This is a genomic window from Ignavibacteriota bacterium, assembly GCA_016212665.1.
GTDB lineage: Bacteria > Bacteroidota > Ignavibacteria > UBA10030 > SZUA-254 > FW602-bin19.
Genome location: JACREZ010000001.1, coordinates 1 through 18399 on the forward strand (window position 1 = coordinate 1; position 18399 = coordinate 18399).

General features: G+C 43.3%; 13 protein-coding genes. All 13 read left to right on the forward strand.

Annotated features, from left to right (window positions below; translation table 11 throughout):
• The coding region (locus tag HY960_00005) for a hypothetical protein (GenBank protein MBI5214114.1) at positions 1 to 3567 on the forward strand (3567 nt) is incomplete at its 5' end.
• A gap of 173 nt (positions 3568 to 3740) precedes the next feature.
• Positions 3741 to 4601: an EboA domain-containing protein gene (locus tag HY960_00010; protein ID MBI5214115.1), complete on the forward strand. Its 861-nt coding sequence runs from the start codon at positions 3741 to 3743 to the stop codon at positions 4599 to 4601.
• A 288-nt stretch (positions 4602 to 4889) separates the two neighbouring features.
• Positions 4890 to 5807, forward strand: a complete 918-nt coding sequence (locus HY960_00015; protein MBI5214116.1) for a TatD family hydrolase — start codon at positions 4890 to 4892, stop codon at positions 5805 to 5807.
• Positions 5808 to 5813: 6 nt separating this feature from the next.
• A complete protein-coding gene (eboC, locus tag HY960_00020) occupies positions 5814 to 6713 on the forward strand; it encodes a UbiA-like protein EboC (protein MBI5214117.1) in 900 nt (299 codons plus the stop codon).
• A 97-nt stretch (positions 6714 to 6810) separates the two neighbouring features.
• Positions 6811 to 7047 carry a hypothetical protein gene (locus tag HY960_00025; protein MBI5214118.1) on the forward strand — a complete coding sequence of 79 codons (237 nt, stop codon included), beginning with the start codon at positions 6811 to 6813 and terminating at the stop codon, positions 7045 to 7047.
• The gene (locus HY960_00030) at positions 7044 to 8210 is read left to right on the forward strand and encodes a 3-dehydroquinate synthase (protein ID MBI5214119.1); all 1167 of its coding nucleotides are present in this window, start codon (positions 7044 to 7046) and stop codon (positions 8208 to 8210) included. The genes HY960_00025 and HY960_00030 overlap by 4 nt, the downstream gene beginning before the upstream one ends.
• A gap of 89 nt (positions 8211 to 8299) precedes the next feature.
• Positions 8300 to 9514 carry a metabolite traffic protein EboE gene (gene eboE / locus HY960_00035; protein ID MBI5214120.1) on the forward strand — a complete coding sequence of 405 codons (1215 nt, stop codon included), beginning with the start codon at positions 8300 to 8302 and terminating at the stop codon, positions 9512 to 9514.
• Between the two features lie 3 nt (positions 9515 to 9517).
• Entirely contained in the window at positions 9518 to 10891 is a 1374-nt protein-coding gene (locus HY960_00040) for an alkaline phosphatase family protein (protein MBI5214121.1), read from the forward strand.
• A gap of 85 nt (positions 10892 to 10976) precedes the next feature.
• A complete protein-coding gene (locus tag HY960_00045) occupies positions 10977 to 11306 on the forward strand; it encodes a hypothetical protein (GenBank protein ID MBI5214122.1) in 330 nt (109 codons plus the stop codon).
• Positions 11279 to 11479 carry a hypothetical protein gene (locus HY960_00050; GenBank protein ID MBI5214123.1) on the forward strand — a complete coding sequence of 67 codons (201 nt, stop codon included), beginning with the start codon at positions 11279 to 11281 and terminating at the stop codon, positions 11477 to 11479. Before HY960_00045 ends, HY960_00050 begins: the two co-directional genes overlap by 28 nt.
• Before the next feature lie 134 nt (positions 11480 to 11613).
• Entirely contained in the window at positions 11614 to 12192 is a 579-nt protein-coding gene (locus HY960_00055; GenBank protein ID MBI5214124.1) for a DNA-3-methyladenine glycosylase I, read from the forward strand.
• A gap of 117 nt (positions 12193 to 12309) precedes the next feature.
• Positions 12310 to 12870 carry a DinB family protein gene (locus tag HY960_00060; protein MBI5214125.1) on the forward strand — a complete coding sequence of 187 codons (561 nt, stop codon included), beginning with the start codon at positions 12310 to 12312 and terminating at the stop codon, positions 12868 to 12870.
• A 390-nt stretch (positions 12871 to 13260) separates the two neighbouring features.
• A complete protein-coding gene (locus tag HY960_00065; protein ID MBI5214126.1) occupies positions 13261 to 18312 on the forward strand; it encodes an HYR domain-containing protein in 5052 nt (1683 codons plus the stop codon).
• Positions 18313 to 18399 lie beyond the last annotated feature (87 nt).

Consider the following 18399-nt stretch of genomic DNA (forward strand, 5'->3'; position numbering starts at 1 on the left):
GTAATGACAGCCGAACAAATTAACTCAGGGAGTTCAAACACAACGAATGCGTGGAAGTACATGCTCAATGGAGAAGCGAGCGACTATTGGTATTGGGATGGTTCGCAAAACGGAATCTGGGATTCACATCCGACTCGTGCTGTAAATCAGGCGGTACAGTACGCGCAATCAGTTGTCAACTCTGGAAGCGATTTGACCGGACCGACAATTTTTCAACCGCAACGTGAGCCATACAATCCCGGCGCGACAGAATGGGGAATCAATCAGCCAAGTGATATGACTGTCTGGACGTATGTGTTTGATGTTCATGGATTGAAATCGGTGAAGTTGAAATATCGAACGGATGTTGATGGAGTAAATTCAACTTCATCATCGCAGAACGAAACATACTCCGGTGGAAGCGAAGTAAATGCTTGGGTTGAATTGAACATGAGCGGCGTAACGAAATCGTCAACAACGAATCCATCGCCGTTGTACAAAGCAAAAGAATTTTCAGCACAGATTACCGGGCTCAACAATGTTTTGCTTGATTATTACGTCGAAGCGGTTGATAGTTTTGATAACGTGAGCAAGTCGGTTATTTCGCATGTATGGATTGGACAAAACTCAGGTGGAGGCGGAGGAGAAAGCGGAGTGAGTTGGTCGCCGGTGAATCCAACGAATAATGATACGATTACTATTACAGTTTCAGGTGCAACACAGGGAGCGAAATTACATTGGGGAGTGAACAATGTCGGAAGCAGTTGGCAGACACCGAACAGTGTGTATCGTCCTGCCGGTTCAACGCTCTTTAATGGAACAGGACCGGCTGTCGAATCGCCAATGACCGGACCTGACACAGCAAGCAAACTCACAATCAAGTTAGGACCGTTCAACAATGTTGCTCAAGCGGTAAGCAAGATTGCGTTTGTCATTCATTACAATGACAATACATGGGACAACAACAGTGGACAGGATTATCACATTGAGTTGCCCGACACATCTCAACCGACACAAACCTTCACGATGGATGGACAACTTGATGTGTCTGCTCAATCGGTTGCTTCTAACGGAGGACTCAATTTATATCTCGGTTGGAATAATACAGAGTTATATGTTGCAACACAATCCGCTCAACAGCAAGGGGGCGATATGTTTATTTTTGTGTCTGATTCTCAGCGAGCAGTGACGACTGCTCAATGGGCGAAAGCAGGAAGTGTTGCCGCGTGGGATGTTTTTCTCGGCAACGAAAGTTCCAACAATTGGAACGGCTGGTTTGATAAAGGCACCTCAACAACCGTAACAAACTCGGCAGGAACATACCTCGAAGGGACAATAAATATTTTGCAGGAATTCGGTAAGATTCCCGCAAAACTCTACATCGCAGTAGGAAAATATCAAACACCGGATGGCGGAAGTTTAACAGCGCAAGTTCCGGCAGGAAATGGAAACGGAAACATCGAACCAACTGAGTTGTATGAATTTGATTACACGTTCTCTGGTGTTTCACCTCCTGCAGCACCGAATCTATCTTCGCCATCGAACGGGGCGACAAATCAAACAACTACTGTAAGTTTGCAGTGGAGCGCTTCTTCCGGGGCGACTCTGTATCATGTTGCTCTTTCGATTGATTCAACATTTACAGCAACAATCGTCAATGACTCGAACGTCAGTTCGACAGGCAAGAGTGTAAGTTCACTTTCTTATAGTACAAAATATTATTGGCGTGCGCGAGCAAAGAACGCAGGTGGTTGGGGAGATTGGTCAGCGACTTGGAATTTCACAACGATGGCTCAACCTCAGCCGCCCGACACTCCTGTTCTTTTGTTCCCGCCAAACGATACAACAAACATATTGAGAGATGTTACCTGTCAATGGCAGTCTTCATCAGGCGCGACTGCATACCATATTGCAGTATCAAAAGATTCTGCTTTCGCGACGACAATAGTCAATGATTCGCTTGTCAATTCAACATTCAAACAAGTCAGTTCGCTTTCAATCAATACAACATATTACTGGCGAGTGCGTGCAAAGAATTCGGTTGGCTGGAGTGCGTGGACTTCTGTTCGTAATTTTACTTCAGGAAATCCGTACCCAAGAGTTTCGATTCATGACATACAATTTGTTCCCGATAGTTTGCTTGTGTGTCTTGATGAAGGAGTATGTCCCCCTTCTTCTCAATATTCTCAGTACGTAGGAGATACAGTGACGATCACAGCATTGTGTATAGCGCCACCAAGAACTTTAAAATTTGGTGGAGGATTTAGTTTGCTCGTATCTGATACAGGAGCGTATGGTCTTTGGAAGGGTGTGTTAGTAATCGCAAATAGTTCTGACACCAATCAGCTTATATCGGATGGAATTATGGAAATTAAAAGGGGAAAAGTTTTTGAAATGCTTTGTGTGGTAAATGAGTTTTCTGGAGAACCTCTTGTAACAAATACACACTTGACCCCCTTGCCGGGGAATTCTATAAAAATATTAGGGACAAAAAATGTTCCTATACCGATCAAATCAAATCTAACAGATGTTAAGAAATATCAAACTGCCGAACCGAGAGAAGGCATATATACTTATATAACAGATGTTGTGGTTATCGGTTATATTAACGTTGGCGGTGGAACAGCATTTACTGTTGTAGATGATATAGGAAATGAAGTTACCATTACTCGTTTGACAATAGACCAAGAAATCCCTCTCCCTGAACTCTATTCTTCTATTGATACGTTGCGTGGCTTGGTGTACTCAGTCTTCTCGTCACCTTATCCAGCATATTCAAAATGTTACATTACACCGATTACACCAAGCGATATTGTTTACGCCTCACATTACGTTTCGCCAACTTCATTAAATTTTGGTTATGCTCAAGTAGATTCAAGTCGTATTGGCTCTTTTTGTTTTTACAATCAACTTGGTACAAGTATAACGGTGCAATCCATTGTTTCTACGAATCCGGTGTTTACTGTTTTTCCCGAAACGACAACAATCCCTGCTCGTTCTTCGAAATCATTCAATGTCACGTTCACACCTACAAACACGGGGGATTTCTCCGGTTACATTTTGCTTACACACACAGCATCAAGCCAGCCGGAAAGTATTTTTGTGAATGGAACAGGTGTCTCGTATGCGCCAATTGATGTTTCTATCTCTGTTTTCGAAGGATGGAATTTACTCTCGCTTCCGGTTTTAGCGGGAAATGATTCAGTGCATCATATTTTCCCTCAGGCTCTGTCTCAACCATTTTTCTTTGACCATTCAAATGGATATGGTACAAGTCAAAGAATTGAACGTGGGAAAGGTTACTGGCTGAAATTCGATACGACGCAAAATATTTCAGTGAGTGGATTTCAGATAGACGCTGATACCATAGACGTGAAAGCAGGATGGAATCTTATCGGAACCATTTCTGAACCTGTTTCCATAGATTCGGTTATATCAATTCCCGATGGAATTATTTCTTCTCAGTTCTTTGGATATCATTTCGGTTATGTTTCTCCAACTGTGCTTGAACCTGCAAAGGGTTATTGGGTGAAAGTAAGTCAAGATGGAAAGATATACTTATCAGGTACAACAATGTATAAGCGATAGCGTTTTTTTCTTTTTGAACACCCGATTGTTTTTGATTTACTTCCTTTGTCCAAAAGAGAAAACCGATTGCGAGAAGAACCGTATCGAAGTCATAATGTTTTGCCGTGTTCGTTGGCTAAGAACAGTATGTTTTTATTGATTTCCATCTGCAAAAATCGTATTTTCTTCCCGCAATGAACACCGTACACTTCCAAGCCAACCTTTCTGCAACCAAAGAATTTCTTTTCCGGTTGATTTCAAAAAATGTAACCACCGATGCAAATACGTGGCTTCAATCTGTAACGGACGAAACCCAAACAGAACGACGCAAGTATCTTGCATTTAGCATGGCGCCGAGACATACGGGAAAGTCTCAACTCACGCTCAGTGAAGCGGAACTTACGGAAGCGAAGAACATCAGGAAGAATTGGCGACCGGAATTATGGTCTGCCGAGCAAGCAACTCGTGTTCTGATTCTTCTTTCATTCTTCAATGGAGATTTTGGAGCGTTCAAAAAAACACTCGACACGTTGTTCCTTTCGGCAGATGTCGGAGAACTTGTCGCGCTGTATTCAAGTCTGCCCCTTCTTCCGAACCCGACTGAATTTGCTGCACGTGCATCGGAAGGTGTTCGCACCAACATGACAAGCGTGTTCGATGCAGTAGTTCTGAACAATCCGTATCCTTCAGAATATTTAAGTGAGCAAGCATGGAATCAAATGGTGTTGAAAGCGATTTTTGTCGGTCGCCCGTTGTACAAAATCATCGGGCTTGACGAACGGAGAAATCCTGAACTTGCCCGAATGGTTTCTGATTTTGCACACGAGCGATGGGCGGCAGGCAGGACCGTAACTCCCGAAGCATGGCGACTCGTTGCGCCGTTTCTGCAAACCAATGAATCACTTCAAAACGATTTGAAGAAAGTGGAGAACGATAGCAATCACCTTCAACAGAAAGCCGCCGCATTGGTACTGAGGGAAGCGGGAATTTCTTCCACTCGAATTGAAGACACAAGGAGTTGGCAGACACTTGCCGATGAATGGTACTCTAAATAATTTGATGAGTATGAATCTTGTACAAGAAAAATCCTAAACACGAAAACCTAATATCTAAACAAATTTTAAATTCTAATTTAGGGTAGTTCTAAAACTTCAATTACAAATGTTTAACCGCTAAGCACACAAAGAATACGCAAAGTGGCGCAAAGAAAATAGAGTTTTTAGAACTACCCTTTATCAATACCATTTGTTGGATAATTCTTATTTCGTGCTTGTTTAGGATTTTGATTTTAGATTTTCGGATTTACAAACCCGGATATTACTTTGAAAGCGTAAGATAAAATTATGAACACTCAACCTTTGAAATTTATTGACCCGCATGTTCACATGAGTTCACGAACGACGGACGATTACGAAGCAATGCATAAAGCAGGAATTGTTGCAGTCATCGAGCCGGCGTTCTGGCAGGGACAACTTCGTACGTCGGTCGGTTCCTTCCGCGATTATTTCAGCAGTCTGATTGGATGGGAACGGTTCCGAGCAAGTCAGTTCGGCATCAAACATTATTGTACGATTGGACTCAACTCGAAAGAGGCGAACAATGAAGCGCTTTCGGAGGAAGTCATGGAAATTCTTCCCCTCTTTGTTTGCAAAGATGGCGTTGTCGGTGTGGGCGAGATTGGTTACGATGACCAAACGGCGGCTGAGGATAAATATTTCCGCGCACAGATTGAACTCGCGAAAGAAGTGAATCTTCCGATTCAAATTCACACGCCGCACCGTGATAAAAAAGCAGGCACATCCCGAAGCATGGACGTATGCAACGAACATAAAGTTGACCCATCGCTCGTTATCGTTGACCACAACAATGAAGAGACGGTGAAGGAAGTTCTTGACCGCGGATTCTGGGCGGCGTTCACGTTGTATCCATTCACGAAGATGGGACCAGAGCGAATGGTTGAGATTGTCCATCAGTACGGAAGTCGCCACATCATGATTAACAGCGCCGCAGATTGGGGAATCAGCGACCCGCTTGCCATGCCGAAAACAGCAGCGATGATGCTCGAACGTGGAATTCCCCGCGAACATGTGATTGATGTTTGTTACAACAACGCGCTTGCCGCGTTTAGTCAGAGCGGACAGATGCGCGAAGAGGACTGGCTCAATCCTCAGGAAATAAATCGGCTTGAAAAGTTTGGTGGCAATACGGTTCTGCGCGGCGGTCAGCCAACGCAAGTCGAGGCGACATCAAGAGTGAAATAAAATAATGTGAAACTCATTTCGTTCCTCCGCCTCGCGCGCCCGGCGAATATTCTCACCGCAATCGCGGACATCATGCTTGGGTATGCGGTATCCGGATTAGTTTCTTATTCCTCTACTTCGCTTGATTTTTCGATTGCAGAATATCAATCTTTCATCTTTCTGATTCTTTCTACAATTGGATTGTATGGAGGGGGAATTGTTTTCAATGATGTCTTCGATGCAGAACTTGATGCACGCGAGAGACCCGAACGGCTAATTCCGAGCGGGAAGGTTTCAAAAATATCTGCAATAATTTTTGGAGTGATACTTTTCCTTGGAGCGATAATTTCAGCAAGTCAGATTTCGACGACGAGTGTAGTTATTTCATTCATCATCATTGGTTTGTCTCTTTTCTATGATGCCATTGGGAAGCACTTGTTTTTCGGACCAATCAACATGGGGCTGTGTCGTGCGATGAATTTGTTATTGGGAATGAGCGCTGTTCCATCCGCATTGAGTACGCATTGGTATGTTGCATTGATTCCGCTTTTATATATTTCTTCCGTCACGATGTTCAGTCGTAGCGAAGTTCAAGGAGGTGGTAGGTCAACTCTTGTTTTCGGGTTTGTGATAAATATCCTTATCACAATTTCTGTACTTATTTTTTCAGTGATTTCATTACATACTATTCTGGGAACACTCCCATTTTTGTTTTTCTTTTTCCTGTTTACAAACATTCCGCTTGTGAAAGCAATTAAAGAGCCATCAGCGAATCAAATAAGAAACGCCGTGCGAGCCGGAGTGATTGGGTTGATATTGTTAGATGCTTCCATCGCCGTAAGTTTCGGAGGATGGGGTTATGCGCTGATGATAGTTTTATTACTTCCCGTTTCAATTTTTCTTTCCAAAAGATTTGCTGTAACCTGATTGTGTGCTGATTTCCATCGTTCGGAATCTGGAAAAATTCTTCTATATTTGAGCCATGAAAATGTGGAAATCAATCATCTCTGATTCGAGAGTATTTATGAAATCGTTGAAACGATTTCAAACGAGAGTGTTTTTTAGGAGGATGTCTCAAAAGTTGATAGGACAGGCATTCTTGCCTGTCACTGTCACGTTTGTGAATATGACAGGTTTTCGGCAGACAAGAATGTCTGCCCTACTATTGTTTCCCCTTTTTAGACGGCTCACTTTTGCCATAGACGGAAGAGAAACCGATTCATCGGTTTCAAACATCAACGCGAACGGATGGATTGAATGAAAACACTTCAACAGTCATTTTCCGTCGCCTTTCAGTATCCTGTACATTTTACTCAGGGAATTTTTCAGCAGGAAAATCCTCTCATCAGGAACATCTTCTCGGCAAATCTGAACGGATATGCTAAAAGAAAAGTGTTTGTTGTGATTGATGACGGCGTGCAGAAATGTTTTCCTACACTCCATCAGGAAATCAAAAACTATTTTTCAACCTTTAACGGAAGCATTGAATTATGCGGTGAACCGCTTATAATTCCCGGCGGTGAGTTTTCCAAGAACGATAACGGATTAGCCCGTCAAATCATTAAGGCGATTAATGATTTTGGCATTGACAGACATTCGTATGTCATAGCAATCGGCGGCGGAGCGATGCTTGACCTTGTTGGGTTTGCGGCGGCGATTGCACACAGGGGAATCCGACACATCAGAATTCCGACAACCGTTCTTTCGCAAAATGATTCCGGCGTTGGAGTGAAGAACGGTATCAATGCATTCGGGAAGAAAAATTTTCTCGGTACGTTTGTTCCGCCGTATGCTGTCATCAACGATAGTCAGTTTCTTACTTCATTGCATGACAGAGATTGGCGTTCAGGAATTGCCGAAGCAATTAAAGTCGCGTTGATTAAAGATGCATCGTTCTTCAAATACATAGAAGAACACACAACTCAATTGCTTTCCCGCGATATGGCAACGATGGAACAGGTGATTTATCATTGTGCCGAGTTGCATTTGAATCATATCAGAAGCGGCGACCCGTTCGAGTTGGGAACTTCGCGCCCGTTAGATTTCGGTCATTGGTCGGCGCACAAACTTGAGCAACTCACGTTGTATTCGATTCGACACGGAGAGGCAGTCGCGCTTGGCATCGCGCTCGACTCGACGTATTCATATTTGTCAGGCATGTTACCGGAGAGAGAGTTGGAAAAAATTCTCTCGTTGCTTAAGACATTGAAATTTGAATTATACATTCCCGAAATGTCATTCCATCTTGAAGATGAGCAACATCCGTTGAACATGATGAACGGACTGAACGAGTTCCGGGAACATCTCGGCGGCGTATTGACGATTATGTTGTTGGAACAAATCGGAAGGGGCGTGGAAGTGCATGAAATGAATTTATCGAAAATCAGAGAAGCGGTTCGCTTACTTGAAGCGCGCTCGAAGTGAGTAAGAGATTTTTTTTCACCGCCCAACGGGTCGCATTCAAACTTCGCACATTAGTCGCGAAGGACACAATATAGTTTTTCATCAATTTTATGCTCATTCAAAACGATTATCATCTTACCTACTGCACCAACACTCACACCGGAGAAACATGGAGCGAAGTATTTCAAAGTTTGAAGGATTATCTTCCGTTCATCAAATCTTCCGTCGCGCCGGAACAGCCTTTTGGCGTAGGACTTCGCCTCTCTAATATTGCAAGCGTACAACTTCTTCAGGGAGATTTACTCAATCAATTTTCCGAATGGCTGTATGAAAACAATCTTTATGTTTTTACCATCAACGGTTTTCCCTACGGCGATTTTCACGGCGGCACGGTAAAAGAAAAAGTCTACCTTCCTGACTGGACGAATCATAAACGTGTCTATTACACGAAACGGTTGTTTACAATACTCGCACGTCTTCTTCCGAAAGAGATAGATGGCGGAATTTCCACTGTCCCGATTTCTTACAAACGATGGTTCAACGAAAATGAAAGCGTCATACAACAAACCTTTAACGCATCAACGAAGAATATTCTCTCAGTCGTTAAACATCTTCACGAGATTCATCTTCAGACAGGAAAAATTCTTCATCTCGATATTGAGCCGGAGCCGGATTGTTTGATTGAAACGACGGCGGAGTTTATCAGTTTCTTTCAGGAACGATTGTTGCCCGCTGGCCATGAATTTTTCAAAAACAAACTCAACAACTCCGAATCAACTATTGAGGAACTTATCAGACGACATGTGCGGATGTGCTACGATATTTGCCATCAGGCGGTTGAGTTTGAAACGCCTTCGGAGGTTTTCAAGCAACTCAGCGAAGCGGGAATTTCAATCGGTAAAATTCAAATCACTTCCGCGCTCAGTGCAAAAATTGTTCCCGGTGAAGAATTAATCTTTAAACTGTTGCAACCGTTTGCCGAGTCCATGTATCTCCATCAGACAACAATACAGGATAGAAGCGGAACGCTCGAACGTCACGCCGACCTTTCGGCAGGAATTGAACGACTTCTCAGAGTCGAATCTGGTGAATTGAGAACGCATTTCCATGTTCCAATCTTCATGACTGAATATGGCGGATTAACTTCCACGCAGAATGAAATCGTACAAGTGTTGAACGAGTTAAAGAACACGCACCACACAAATCATTTCGAAGTAGAAACGTACACATGGGATGTTCTTCCGAAATCACAGCGGATAAATCTTCGCGACTCGATTGTGCGTGAATTGCAATGGGTGAAAGAACAATTCGAGAAGAAGGAATGAGAGATGAAGAAAACAGTTGTCATCAATGTAGTTGGATTGACGAAATCGCTCATCGGGAAACATACTCCGTTTCTTTCAAAGTGGTCAGGTGAAGCGAAGGTTGCAACAATCAAGCCGGTGCTTCCGGCGGTGACCTGTTCGGCACAGGCAACGTATCTTACCGGGAAATTTCCAACAGAGCATGGAGTTGTCGGGAATGGTTGGTACTTCAAAGATGAATGTGAAGTGAAATTCTGGAGGCAATCGAACAAACTTGTTCAGTCGAATAAGATTTGGGAGATGGCAAAGGAACTCGACCCGAAGTTCACGTGCGCCAATATGTTTTGGTGGTACAACATGTATTCGAGCGCGGATTATTCTGTCACTCCGCGACCAATGTATCCCGCCGACGGTCGGAAACTTCCCGACGTGTATTCTCAACCTTCGGATTTGCGGGACAAACTTCAGCAACAACTCGGAACGTTTCCATTGTTTGACTTTTGGGGACCGCGCACAACCATTCGCTCCACTCAGTGGATTGCCGATGCCTCAAAACTTGTAGAGGAAATGTACAATCCGACATTGCTCTTGATATATCTTCCGCATCTTGATTACAACGTACAACGCTACGGAACAGACGAATCAAAAATTGCAAAAGACCTCAACGAAATTGACCGGGTGTGTGAAGAGAGCATCAAGTATTATGAAGCAAAAGGAGCGAATGTTATCGTTCTCTCTGAGTATGGAATTACAAATGTTCATCGTCCCGTTCATTTGAACCGCCTGTTACGCGAGAATGGTTTGCTTGCCATTCGAGAAGAACTTGGGCTTGAACTTCTTGATGCGGGAGCGAGCCAAGCGTTTTCAGTTGCAGACCATCAGGTTGCGCACGTCTATGTGAATGATAAAAGTGTGATGAACAAAGTCCGCACTTTATTGGAAACGAAAGAGGGTGTTGAGTTGGTGTTGGACGAAGAAGGAAAACGGAAACATAACATCGTCCATGAGCGAGCTGGAGATTTTGTTGTTGTCGCTGACAAAGATTCGTGGTTCACATATTATTATTGGCTCAATAACAGGAAAGCGCCCGACTTTGCCCGAACAGTTGATATCCACCGCAAACCCGGCTACGACCCTGCCGAATTATTCACCGACCCAAACATAAAATTTCTCGCTCCAAAGATTGCAATGAAATTATTAAAGAAGAAACTCGGCTTCCGATATTTGATGGATGTTATTTCGCTTGATGCAACGCTTGTGAGAGGTTCGCACGGGCGATTAACGGAATCCGACGACGAGCGAGCATTGATTATTACAAAGCAATCAACGCTTTTACGTTCGTCGCAAATTGAGCCGACCGAGGTGTGTGGTGTTATCCTTTCACATCTTAGTCGGTAAGATGAGTTCAGCAGGTGTGGTTGCTTTTGACAAACTGAATTTGTAACATTGTAGGAACAAATTAATCTCACATGAAGAATGTCGAATGCCGAAACACAATTATGAAAAATATATTTCCGATGATTCGATCGTGTATGTATTCTTCGAAAACGACAAACGAAAGGTAGTTCGATTTACCGTGAAACTGCTCTCGAAATTTGGGAACCAATGGTATGAAGTAGTACGATATGACAGTGGTCATGGGATACCGCACAAGGATATCCTTACACCTGATGGGAAAGTTTCGAGAAAGATTTGGTACAAATACATGAACAATAATCAAGCGCTTGATTTTGCTTTAGATGAAATGAATGAACAAATGGAATTTTACAAATGGAGATTTGAACAATGGCTAAAACAGAAACACCAAGCATAAAAAAAATTACTGCCAAACTTTCGCGTATGGGTTTCAAAAAAACAAATGAGGAAACTTCTGCAAAAATAATCCATACGTATTTGTACGATGACATAGAAGTAAAAAAGAAACCTCTCCTTGTAGAAACGGTAAAAGAGCTACCGAAAAAATACACTGCAAAACGAAAACAATGAATTTAACCATAGCAAAGGTTCTCAAGTAAATTACAATCAACTTGAAATTTGCAGATGAATTTTTACAGAAGAACCTTTGCAAGGATTATCATAATTTATGCTAAGCCTATCTTTGACCGCCTTCAACTATGAAAATGAAAACAGAAAAACAACGCTGCGCGTGGTCAGGTACAGACCCGCTCTACATACAATATCACGACGAAGAATGGGGAGTTCCTGTTCATGATGACAGAAAACTTTTTGAGATGTTAATTCTCGAAGGCGCGCAGGCAGGATTGAGTTGGATAACGATTTTACGAAAGCGGGAGAACTACCGCAAAGCGTTTGATAATTTCGATGCGAAGAAAATTGCTACGTATGATGCGAAGAAAGCACAACAACTCCTTGCAAACGAAGGAATTGTCCGTAACCGATTGAAGATTGCGGCAACGATTGAAAATGCAAAAGCTTTTTTGCAAGTTCAGAAAGAATTCGGTTCATTTGATTTATACATCTGGAAATTTGTTGGAGGGAAGCCGAGAAAGAATAAATGGAAATCGCTCAAAGAAATTCCTCCGAAAACTCCTGAGTCGGATGCGATGAGCAAAGATTTGAAAAAGCGCGGCTTCAAATTTGTCGGCTCAACAATTTGCTATGCGTTCATGCAGGCGTGCGGCTTGGTGAATGACCATGTTATAGACTGCTTCTGTTACATGTCAAAAGTAGTTGAGTAATTGAGTAGATGAGTAGTTGAGAATGATAGATTGATTTTTACAAATGACTATTACTCATGACAAGTGGTATCAACCAAGTACAAAGAACGACGTACAATTTTACAGAAAGGATATTTTATGAAAACATTTTACAGTTTACTTCTTCTCGTTGTATCTCTCACATTTCTTCAGGCACAAGAGAAACCTGAAATGCCGACCGGTTTCCGCGGAGAATTTCTTGTTCAGTTGAAAGAAGTGGAAGAGAAAGTCATCGGGCTTGCGGAAGCGATGCCGCAGGAAAAATATATCTGGCGACCGATGGAAGGAGTTCGCTCGGTGAGCGAGGTGTTTATGCATCTCGGTGGTGCGAACTATCTGTTTCCGACATTCATCGGAATTAAATCTCCCGAAGGATTATCTCGCGATATGGAAAAAACAGTTACGGATAAAGCAAAAGTAATTGAGTTGCTCAAACAATCATTCGCACATGTGAAAGATGCAATCGTGAAAACCCCTGACTCGGACCTTGACAAACCAACCGTTATGTTTGGTAATGAAACGACAGTGAGAGGAGTGTTCTTCACGGCGGCATTGCACATGCACGAACACATGGGGCAGGCGATTGCCTATGCACGTATGAATAACATCGTTCCGCCTTGGACTGCGGCTGAACAAGCAGTTGAAAAGAAATCAAAATAGATTTTGATTCTCTTTTTGAGCAAACGTTGCTCTCCAAAACGTAAATGAATTGGTACGGCAGATTATTTTTCCGCCGGTGTTGATTCAAATATAGAGGGTTGAAAGACAGGGAGGTTGTCAGCCATTTGGGACAACCACGAAGAGTTTGAGTCCGATTAGGCATAGGGCTCTACTCATTCATCAAGAATTTGGCTTCTTTGGGAGGCAAAGTCCAATGTGTGCCTAATCAAATTGTCTAAAAAATAGAACATTTGTTCTATTGTTATTCCTTCCTTGATTCTCTACATTTACCTGCAAATTTTTCTGCATTTGCAATTTATCCAAAATCAGAAATCGAAGTTATTTAATCATTTAATTCACTAATCTACAACAAACAAGTAAGGTGATGTTATGAAAAACATTACAAATTATATGTGCGGAACTGTTCTTGCTAACCTCTGTGTGGAGAAAGCAGTATTTTTTGTTCTGTGCCTTTTACTGTTCGGAGCGACGGTTCAGCCGTTGATGGCGCAATCGTGTAACGCTCCCGATAACGGCAGCGGCTCTGCAAATTTGCCTGCCGATTGTCCTTATATTGCGCCAATGGATGTCATGCGTATCATTGATGGGTTACCTGCGGGGACAACTATCGAGTGTGCGCCTACATTCCAAAATTTTACTGGTATAACTCGAACGCCGGGCGGTTCGCTTGGCGGGGAAGTACAAAATTTTTCCGGTGTGTTAAATTTTGTTATGGCAGGAAAAGGAGGTCTGACAGGGTTCAATCGGAATATAAACATCAACCTAACGAGCGAGACGCACGTAGGTCCGCGAACTCCCGGAACTTCGCCGCAAAGTTTTGACGCAACGATGAACTTGCTTCAAGGTCAGATTATTGGTGACCCGGATTTTGATTTGCTACGCATTACTGCCGGAACCGGATTCGGATTGCCAAGTCCCGGTCATTTCGATATGACTTCAGACGGTGGAGGTTGGGCAATCAGCAGTTTCTTTGATATTACGTATCGAATAGATTTTGTTGGAGCGTCGGGTGGGGCACTTGCAGGTCATTCCGGTTCGACAACAGCAACGATTCGATGGCAACAAGGAATGCCTTCTTCTCCGTCAGCGCCGGAATTTCAATTTTCAACCAACCACTTACCGCCGTTAGGTCAGTACTCAACTCAGCCGGATACGCAAATCATGTATCCCGGTTCGGCTGTGAAAGCAAAGAACTGGTTAGTGAGTAATTTTAGAACCAGTACCAGCCCGCCTTCATTAGGAAATAACATCAACTGGGATTTTCACGGAACGGGCAGTTTGCAACTTTCGACTGATGGCGGCAGTTCCTTCTTTGATGTCTTCACGGAGTTTTCCGCAATGGTCAACATCAACCATACTTCCGATAATGGTGATACGCAGGTCTTTGATACTGAAATGCTTTCGCTTTCTCTTACTGGTGGTACGTTGCCATCGGGAATTATGTTGAGAGAAAGTCCGACGAGAGCATCAACAGGAAAAACGACAATTCGACCGGCTTCATCAAGCGGATTCATGATTAGCAGTTTTTTCGATGTCTTTACAGAACTAAGTCTTGATGGAGGCTCAACCTGGATACCTGCTGACAAATCGAACAACCTACAATTGATGGAAAGAACAACTCCGAACAATTCTTTCGGAACACTGTGTGTAACTCCGTCCGGTGGTGAATATCAATCGAAACCCGGAATGTTCAGTTCGTATGGCACAAAAACAATAAAAGATGTCATATTGAAAAATTTCAGTTCCTGTGATACGCTTCCTGCCTTAGGAAATTCGTCAACCGTTACAGGTACCGGTAGTGCTTCATTTAAGCAATCAGATGACGGTGGTAATTCCTTCTTTGATGTCTTTACTGAAGTTTCTCTTACAGTTCATGTTACTCACTCAAGAGATGAAGGAAGCGCTCAGGTCTTCGATACAGAAATGCTCGCATTAAATATTTACGGAGGAACAATTCCGGATGAATTGATACGGGAAAGCCCGACACTTGCTTCACGAGGAAGATTACGTGCCACTCCCGGTGCCGGAAGTGACTGGAATGTAGATAGTTTCTTTGATATCTTTACAGAATTAAGTGTTGATGGTGGAGCAACTTGGTCCCCGGCAAATCTTGCGTGGAACGCGGAACTGTTGCTCGGTGGCGGCGGTGGTGGTGGTTGTGTTGATACATTATCTCCAACCGTAATGTGCCCCGCAGACATTGAAGTCGCAACGACAAATCCTGCAGGGGCTGTTGTAACATATTCATTCTCAGCGTTTGATGAATGTGATACGAACCTGACACTTACTTCAAATCCTCCTTCAGGAAGTACATTTCCTGTAGGTGTTACAACGGTAACTTGCTCGGCGCAAGACGATGCTGGACATTCAAATCAATGCTCGTTTACAGTAACTGTAAGAATGGAAGAGAATCCACCATTCACAGAAAATCCTCCTCCATTCAGAGACAGGCATATTTGCACACCGTTATTTATGAACACCGATAACTCCGGTTCAGAAAACTTATGGATTCGCGCGGCAGGCGGTGACTTATTGGTTGAATTTATCGCTCATGCAGTAAACAATGTTGACCCCGAATCTGCACACGTCAGTATTTGGGATGGTACAACGCTTGTGCATGAAATGGGTGTCGGTTACACAGCTGCAGAAGCGGCAAGTATGCCCGAATTTGAAAAAGCGGTAAGTGTAACACTTCCGGGTGTTGCGGCAGGAACATTGTTCCGGTTTGAAGTGACAACTCCTCCACCCACACCATCTACACAACCGCACTATCGTTTTGAACTTGATGGAGTAGTCGGAGCGGCAATCAACAGTCCGACGTGGAGAAGTTTTGAAGAACAATATGCACGATGGTATGTCTATGTCGGTGCAGAAAATCAATTGGATGTTGATTTCTTTACAACCGGCGTTCCGACTCCTGCAACGAATGGAGTAATCCGCATTGTAACGCCGGGTGGTTTATTACATCCGGCATCGGGTCCGACTGCAATTACAGGTGCAACGGAAGTCAGTATTTCTCCGGCAACTCCAGGAATGTGGATGATTGAAATTCCGTTTATTGATGGTCACTATCGTTTGAACAAACTCTCTGGCGCGGATAAGGCAATCTACGTTGGTGGCGCAACAGGAGGTCGCGGTCATAAGAGAATTGTCATTCATCGTAATGATAAACTTGATACAAGCGTTGCATACTCCGTGAAAGCGCGTATGCGCGTTGCGGGTCAGGAAGGAGACGTCTGGCAAGATATGGATTCAACTGCTTCCCAAAACGGAATTGCTGATTTCGATAAGTTGCCACAAGGATATTTCTCCTTTGAAGTTACGCCAACACAACCCGGAATATCGAAGCCTGATACACAATTCGATTCCTTGTTCTGTGATTCGATCGTCGTTGATACATTCAAGACACGAACTCTTCCCGGAACAATTCATGGCTACAAAGTGAATGATAAAAATGGCAATGGAAGTTGGGATGTCGGTGAATCAGGAATTCCGAACTGGTGGATATTCATCTCTGATGTTACGAGTTATGAGAGATACTCAATAGACTCGATGCAAACGGATTCGACCGGATACTTTGAATTTTCAAACTTAGAACCGGGTGAATACGAAGTAATGGAACAATTACGCGATGGTTGGACGCCAACAGGAGGCATTGCAGACATTGTTGAAATTGTTGGTGGCGATACTGCCGATTTTGTCTATTTCTTCAACAAACGAACAAACGGAAATATTTGCATCAATAAATATTTTGACATCAACCATAACCAGGAATACGATGAGGGCGAACCTCCGATGGGGAACGTTGCATTTACAGTTTCCGGCGGCGGCAACGTTTATACGGATGAAACCAATGAGAACGGTCAGGTTTGTTTTGAGGTAGATGCAAGAGTTCCGCTCTACACAATCACAGAAATTGTTCCGGATGGTTGGACTGTAAGTTTCCCGAAAGGCGGAACAATGGAACTTGTTCCGTTTGAGGATAGTACTGTTACAATCACTTGGTTGAACGCTCCTTCGCAAACCGATTCATTGTATCGTTCACACACCTACGAAGAATGGGCGCATGAACTTTCAAAAGATGAAAAGGGAAAACTCCTCGCGGTGAAATGCAAACCTGATGCAGTGAAGTTCAAGTTCAATCTTATCGTGTACACCGATACATTGAAGATGAAATTCAATATGAAGACGAATGGTCAAGCATATCTCGGAAAGGGAAAGACTGTACCGTTCGATACCGGCTGGGTGAATACGAAAGATGTATTATTAATTTTCAGCGGTGCGGCACACCCCGGAGACACAATTCAGATTGATGGCATTGGTGTTGATGGAAAAGCAATCAAGGTTGATTACCAATGGTTAACACTTTCGGGCGGTCGTACCAAGAGTGTGAAAAAAGGAACGTTACCATCGAAGAACCAACTCGCAGGCGACACGATAAAATTCCAGCAACTGTTGCTGCCAATGCCGAACCTTGTGAACGTTGGTGAAGAGTTGTATCGTCAACAACAATTTCCGTTCACCACCGGAGCGCCGAGTGACAGTCACTCCGTTGTGTACTTGAAATATCAGGATGTTCAAAAATCGTTGGTCAAGGTAGTGAAGAATGAATACGTTGTTCATGATACTACGCCACGTTGCTTGGATAAATTTGATGGACGTACACCGAAGCCAATATCAAAGCAACAAAAGAGTTTGCCGCCGGATAAGCACAACAACTCTTTGTATGCTCAAGTATTAACATTACAGTTGAATGTAATGGCGAGCGAGAGTGAAAAATTCCCGACCGGATATGGACAATTAATTTATGACAATCATAAGTTGATGCCCGGTCCGCTCGATGGATTGACGATTGATAGTATTCTTTCATTATCAAATCAATTCTTAGCCTGCACGGGCAATTTACCCGGTGAATTGACCGCCGGTGATTTGGCAGATGTCCTGAGTGATATTAACGGTGCATTCAGCGGACCGATTGATACGCTTGTTTGGAATTGCAGTAAAATTATGTTGACCGGCGCAAAACCATTGAAGCAAGTTACGTTCTTACGCGCTTCTGCACCCGGAACTGGAAGTGTAACGAAACGTGAACCTGCAATTGTTACGTACCAGCAACCGGCGGCATTTATGTTACATCAAAACTACCCGAATCCGTTCAACCCGACGACGACCATCAGGTTCGATTTGCCTGAAGATGCAGTCGTGACGTTGAAGATTTACAACTCGCTCGGACAGGAAGTCGCTTCGATTCTTGACCGTGAAGAAATGTATGAAGGAGAGCAGGAGGTTGACTTTGATGCAACATCCTTGCCTTCAGGTGTTTACATGTATCGCATCGTTGCTGAACGTATGAGCGATGATGATGAAGTGGTAAGCGGTCCGAACTTCTTCAGCGTGAAGAAGATGGTTTTGATGAAGTAATTTTTCGTCGAGAAAATACAAAGGCGACTCAGAAAAGGGTCGCCTTTTTTGTTAAAAATAAAGATGCTAATCACATGAAAAATGAAA